This window comes from Psychrobacter sp. ENNN9_III (genome assembly GCF_001462175.1).
GTDB lineage: Bacteria > Pseudomonadota > Gammaproteobacteria > Pseudomonadales > Moraxellaceae > Psychrobacter.
On record NZ_LNUO01000105.1, the window covers coordinates 1 to 6178 of the forward strand.

The window sequence follows — 6178 nt, forward strand, 5'->3', positions numbered from 1 at the left end:
TATCGTTGCAGGCTTTTTTGTAGCTACATTAATCTCAATAGCATTATTGCTGCCATTGCTCAAGGCTGAACTTAGTATCCAAATGCTTCTCTAACGCCGGTAAATTAAAAGCATCATCCTCACTTACAAAGCTGATACTAATACCTGTTTGTCCAGCGCGCCCTGTACGACCGATACGATGTACATAATCATCCGGCTGATCTGGTAAAGTGTAGTTAACTACGTGACTGACATCATCGACATGAATGCCGCGCCCTGCCACATCGGTTGCAACCAATATCGATGCATGACCATCTTTAAAGCGCTGTAAGTATTTTTCACGTTTTTGCTGAATCACATCACCTGATAACATAACGATTTTATGAGCTGGACGCAGTTTGTGATACAGACGCTTCACTTGATCCTTACGATTGGCAAAGATGATAACCTTGTCTACTGCCGTATCATTGATAATACGCTGCAACGCCTCTAACTTCTGATCTTCTGTCAATAGATAAAAATGTTGGTCTACCAGCTCACTAGTCTTGTGTTCAGGTTCAATTTCGACAAACTGTGGCTCGTGCAACCAGCGGTAAGCAAGATTCATAACATCTTGATTGAACGTGGCTGAGAACAATAAGCTTTGGCGATCCGTATTCGCTGGCATCCGCCCAACCAAGCGCTTGATATCAGGAATAAAACCCATATCAAGCATACGATCCGCTTCATCCAATACTAGCACCTCTACACGATCCAAATAGAGCATGCTTTTGTGCATAAGATCAATCAAACGTCCAGGTGTCGCAACCAGAATATCAACGTATTGACGCTCAAGCTCGTGTTGCTGAGTCTCGTAATTGGTACCGCCCATAATACACACACTGTGCAATTCTGTATATTTTGTCAAAGCAATACAATCGTCAAAAATCTGTTGGGCAAGCTCACGCGTCGGTGCTACTATCACAGCACGCGGCTCGCCCAAATGCCGTTTTTCTTCATGATGAAAAGGACGCTTGAGTAAAGCTTCTATGATAGTAATTAAAAAAGTCGCCGTCTTTCCTGTTCCCGTTTGCGCCTGCCCAATTGCATCTTGATGCGCTAAGGTGTGTGGTAATATTTGAGCTTGGATAGGCGTTAGTGCAGTAAAGCCCAAATCACTGATCGCCCGCAATGTTGGCTCTGAGAGTGGTAGATCAGTAAATGTCGTAAAATTACTCAAAAAATCATCCTTATATATTAGTGGCAACAGACTCATGTCATAACAAGCTTACTATAAACCTTGATAAAGCCTTAACGTAAAAAAGCCAAGCCCAAAGTCTGTATATACCCATGTTGCAATCAGTTCAACATCGGTAATCTTAGACAGGCTTGACTCAGTAGTATATCAGCAGTCAATAAAACTATTAAACCTAAACTGCTATAATAAATGGATCAGTCTTCTACTTTTCTGACTTCTTCAGCTTGCAGGCCTTTTTGGCCCTCAACTACGTTGAACTCAACTTTTTCGCCATCTTTTAAAGAACGATAACCGTCACCTTGAATCGCTCGGAAATGGACAAAGATATCTTCACCGCTGTTACGTTGAATAAAACCAAAGCCTTTTGAATCATTAAACCACTTAACGACACCTTGCTCACGATCTGACATAATATTGCTTCCTAAAATTACACTCAGCCCCAACTTCCTTTGCGACATTGCATGTAAACGGGGTCTAAGACTATGAAATCAGTATTTAAACCATTTATTAAATAACGATTTAAATGCCATTGTTTAAAATTTGTACTTAAAGTACATAAGGACACTTATTTTTATTGAATAATAAAAACGCCTTCTTAGTTGAAGTCGTCGTGTCTCAATACGCTTGCTACCGATGTTGCGTCATCACTTGAGGATGATTGCTCCTTATAACTGCTTCAAAAGCAATAGCAACACAGTTGCAAGACTTACTACTTAAAAATATCATAGCATGGGTTTTTAGCAACAATAGCATGGGTTTTTAGCAACACAAAGCCATTTAACATGATTTTTAACGTTTAGGTAAGTTTTCTATGTAATTTTTTATAAACTTATAATTGAGCTATTGTGATAAAGTCCCATATCTGACAAATCAGTTTATTGTTTATTTATACTGTGAGTATCCAATATTACCTTCCCTTTAATTCATAGAGAAACGTATGAGTGACCCTTCTTCTTCAGTAACGGCCAAAAAAACAGTCAATCCCCCCACACGTAAAATAATGCTCATTAATGGGGTCAACCTAAATCTACTAGGCAAGCGTGAGCCCGACATCTATGGTCACACCACGCTTAGCGACATCGAAACACGTTTGACAGCACAAGCAGCCCGTCATGATGTTGAGCTTGTTTGTATTCAATCCAACCATGAAGGTCAGCTCGTTGATGCGATTCAACAGCATGGTCTATTAGCAGATGAAGGCTCACAAGTAGATGCTATTATCATTAATCCAGCTGCGTTTACTCATACATCAGTCGCCATTCGCGATGCCTTGCTGGCCACTCAAAAGCCATTTATAGAAGTGCATCTCTCAAACGTTCATACTCGTGAACCTTTTCGTCATCACTCTTACTTGAGTGATGTGGCAGTGGGAGTAATATGTGGTTTGGGTCATTTGGGTTATCAGATGGCGCTCGATTACTGGCTGGTAAATCTATACGATATTGATCTGGATAATTCTGCACTAATACCTACTTTAAATGAATCTTAAGAAAATATAGAGTTAATAAACACCAATTTAGTTTTGATATAGAATATTTTTATTGGTAGAAAAATTGCATTAAATACGTACGACTTGTTCTTAAGTCAATTTTCAATCTTTGGACAAAAACCAAAAATTAATATACGGTGATATGAATGGCAAAATCGTCCGGAAAACGCTTTATGAAACTTGCTGGCATGACTGCGAGTATTGCAGGAAAGGCCGCTAAAAACTCACTAAAGCACCTCTCTAGTGACGAAGAAAAACGTTTGCAAGCACGCTCAGCGCTGATGCAAGATGTGGGTGTTCAAATCGCTGAGACCCTTGGCGAGATGAAAGGTGCTGTCATGAAAGTAGGACAGATTGCCTCACAGTATAAAGACGTGTTTCCGCCTGAGGTGGCAACAGCACTAGAAAAACTGCAAAAAGACGCGCCGCCCATGCCCTACTCGCAGATTCGCCGGCAAGTCGAGCGCGAGCTTAAAGCGCCTATCGATGAGCTGTTTGATGAATTTGAAGAAACCCCTTTTGCAGCTGCTTCTATCGGTCAAGTACATAAAGCCACTCTCCCCTCTGGCCAAAAGGTCGTGGTAAAAGTTCAATATCCCGATGTGGATGAAAATTGTGACAGTGACCTAAAACAAGTACGTATGGCATTGAAGATTGCTGGCGTGCTTAATATGAGCCGCGAACTACAAGATAAGCTATTTAATGAAATACGGCAAAGCCTCTATGATGAGCTTGACTATACTAAAGAGGCGCATAACTTGCGGGTATTTGGTGCATTCCATGCTGAAGATGAAGGACTTATCATACCCAAAGTCATTGGCAGTCACTCTTCTAAACGTATTTTGACCTTGACAGAAGAGATGGGAGATACGTTAACCGAAGCTGCATCATGGGACAATGATATCAAGCAAAAAATAGCGGTAAGATTGTTCCATTTTACAGCAGGTCAGCTATTTGGGTTATACCGAATGCACTGTGACCCTCATCCAGGTAACTTTGCCTTTCGAACTGATGGCAGCGTAGTCGCCTATGATTTTGGTGGTATTCGCAGCTATAGTGATAACGAAGTGCAGTTATTTCGACGATTTGCAAGGCATGCTATAAAAGGTGATGTAACTGCTCTTGAACAAGACTTGATTGCGCTACAAATACGCCGGACTGATGACACTGACATTCCTGGCGAATTTTATCAAGAGTGGCTCGCTATTGGTCTCAAACCTTTATCTATTTTGCCTTACCAAGTAGGCGCTTTTGATTTTTCTAGTAGTCAAGTCCATCATGAAGCCATTGCTCAAATGCGTACGTCCCTAAAGTACTTTGGTCAGTTTCAGCCTTCTGCAACGACGATGATGCTTGATCGTACTGTATCGGGACAATATTGGAACTTGGTAAACCTTGGTGTTGAAATCGATCTCTCATCCTTAGTTGATGAATATATTGACTCATAAAAAACACAATAGTAGTATCAAGGACTTTTAGACATGCAGCGCATGACCACAACGATCACAAAACGTTGCGCCAACGGCATGACCAAACTTTCCACAATTAGGGCAAGTAATAGGATTGAGTTGTGGTCGCATGTTACGTGCCAGCTCTGAGGTAAATATTCCCGTTGGCACTGCAATGATCGAGTAACCTGTAATCATGACCATGGTCGCAATTGCTTGACCCAGCGGTGTCTTTGGCGATATATCACCGTATCCTACTGTCGTCATGGTAACGACTGCCCAATAAATAGATAATGGAATACTTGTAAAACCATTCTCTGGTCCTTCTACCACGTAAATGACTGAGCCAAAGATTGTTACCAATAGGACAAGCGACAAGAAGAACACGGTGATTTTTTGCTGACTGGTTTTAAGCGCAGAAGCCAAAAAACCTGCTTGCTGCATGTAAGCTTTAAGCTTGAGGACACGAAAAATACGCAAAATACGTAGAATACGTATCACGAGCAGGTACTGTACACCCACAAACATTAGACTTAGATAGCTTGGCAATACAGACAATAAATCTACTATACCAAAGAAACTAAAAACATAACGAAGGCGATTGGGTGCTGAGAATAACCTGAGACTATACTCAATCGTAAATAAAATGGTAAAAAACCATTCTGCATAAAAAAACAGCGTGCCATACTGCAAGCGCATATATAACACACTATCAAGCATTACTATGGCCACACTGGCCAAAATCGCAATCAATAATACAATATCAAAGAGCTTACCCAAACGGGTGTCTGTGCCTTCAATAATGATATGAATGCGGTTACGTAAATGAGTAATAGCTTCAGCAGTCGGTTGCTTCATAGAATCAGTGGCTTCGTAAAATCAATGGCTGGATAGCACTTAATGATTTAAAGTGTGATGAATAAGCGCAAATTATTTAAAATACGCAAAATTGGTCTATAATATTGAGCGTCTATAGCCGTTGTTGCAACATATAAGATGCCACAGTGTAGCAAAAAATAGTGCTCAACAACATACAAATTACTCATACCAGCGTAAGCTTATAACGTCATAGCAGTACATGCGACGCTTAGTTATGCTGAGATTGGTACGCACTATAAATAGACAAACTTGGTTATAACGCAGTATCTATAATAGGTATGACGACATTGAGATCATACTAAAAAGCATATAGCACTTAAGGATATAATATGGCAGGTCATTCAAAATGGGCAAACATCAAACATCGCAAGGCCCGTCAGGATGCAGTAAAAGGTAAAGTATTTACCAAGGTTATTCGTGAAATTGTTTCTGCCGCTAAACAAGGAGATCCTGATCCTGACAAAAACCCACGTCTTCGTGCCGCTATAGAAAAGGGCTTGTCGGTCAATATGACCCGCGATACTATTAATCGCGCGGTTGATCGTGGCACAGGCGGCGGCGATACTGAAAACATGGATGAGATCAGCTATGAAGGCTACGGTGTGGGCGGTGTCGCTGTTTTGGTCGAGACGATGACTGACAATGTCAATCGTACCGTCAGTGAAGTGCGTCACGCCTTTACCAAATTCGATGGTAATCTTGGCACTTCAGGTTCAGTCGCTTATTTATTTACTAAGCGCGGTGAAATCACTTTTAATGACGTAAACTTAGAAGATGAAGTCATGCTCACTGCACTAGATGCAGGCGCACTCGATATCGAAAACGATGGAACATCGCTACTCGTTATCACCGAAGTCGACAGCTTTGGTCAAGTCAAAGATGCACTTAATGCAGCTGGATTGGTCTCTGACAATGCTGAGGTGACTATGTCGCCATCCACCACTGCTGAGATAGACAATGTCGATGATGCCGAAAAAGTCATGAAAATGATTGATATGTTAGAAGATATAGATGATGTGCAAGAGGTTTATAGCAACGTAAACTTCTCTGCTGATGTCATGGCACAACTTGAACAATAGATATCATTGCTCATTTAATAATTGATAGTTTAATACAAGAAAGCCAAACGTTTTTAGCGTTTGGAGG

The 6178-nt window shown here is 41.0% G+C and carries 6 protein-coding genes; 3 read left to right on the top strand and 3 right to left on the bottom strand.

What is annotated here, in order from left to right:
- Positions 1–43 precede the first annotated feature (43 nt).
- Both PENNN9_RS06575 and PENNN9_RS06580 read right to left on the bottom strand, forming a co-directional pair.
- Positions 44–1234: a DEAD/DEAH box helicase gene (locus PENNN9_RS06575; RefSeq protein WP_178379357.1), complete on the bottom strand. Its 1191-nt coding sequence runs from the start codon at positions 1232–1234 to the stop codon at positions 44–46.
- 176 nt (positions 1235–1410) lie between these two features.
- Positions 1411–1626, bottom strand: a complete 216-nt coding sequence (locus PENNN9_RS06580) for a cold-shock protein (RefSeq protein WP_058368907.1) — start codon at positions 1624–1626, stop codon at positions 1411–1413.
- A 527-nt stretch (positions 1627–2153) separates the two neighbouring features.
- Between PENNN9_RS06580 and aroQ the strand changes: the two genes are divergently transcribed.
- Positions 2154–2705, top strand: coding sequence for a type II 3-dehydroquinate dehydratase (gene aroQ, locus PENNN9_RS06585; RefSeq protein ID WP_058368908.1), 552 nt, complete (start codon positions 2154–2156; stop codon positions 2703–2705).
- 146 nt (positions 2706–2851) lie between these two features.
- Positions 2852–4153 (top strand): ABC1 kinase family protein, encoded by a 1302-nt coding sequence (locus PENNN9_RS06590; protein ID WP_058368909.1) that lies wholly within the window; start codon positions 2852–2854, stop codon positions 4151–4153.
- A gap of 27 nt (positions 4154–4180) precedes the next feature.
- On the opposite strand, the gene PENNN9_RS06595 is transcribed toward PENNN9_RS06590, so the two are convergent.
- A complete protein-coding gene (locus PENNN9_RS06595) occupies positions 4181–5011 on the bottom strand; it encodes an ion transporter (RefSeq protein ID WP_058368910.1) in 831 nt (276 codons plus the stop codon).
- 350 nt (positions 5012–5361) lie between these two features.
- Here PENNN9_RS06595 and PENNN9_RS06600 point away from each other — a divergent pair, with 350 nt between their 5' ends.
- On the top strand, positions 5362–6111 hold the full coding sequence (locus tag PENNN9_RS06600; RefSeq protein WP_058368911.1) for a YebC/PmpR family DNA-binding transcriptional regulator: 750 nt from the start codon (positions 5362–5364) through the stop codon (positions 6109–6111).
- Positions 6112–6178: the final 67 nt, after the last annotated feature.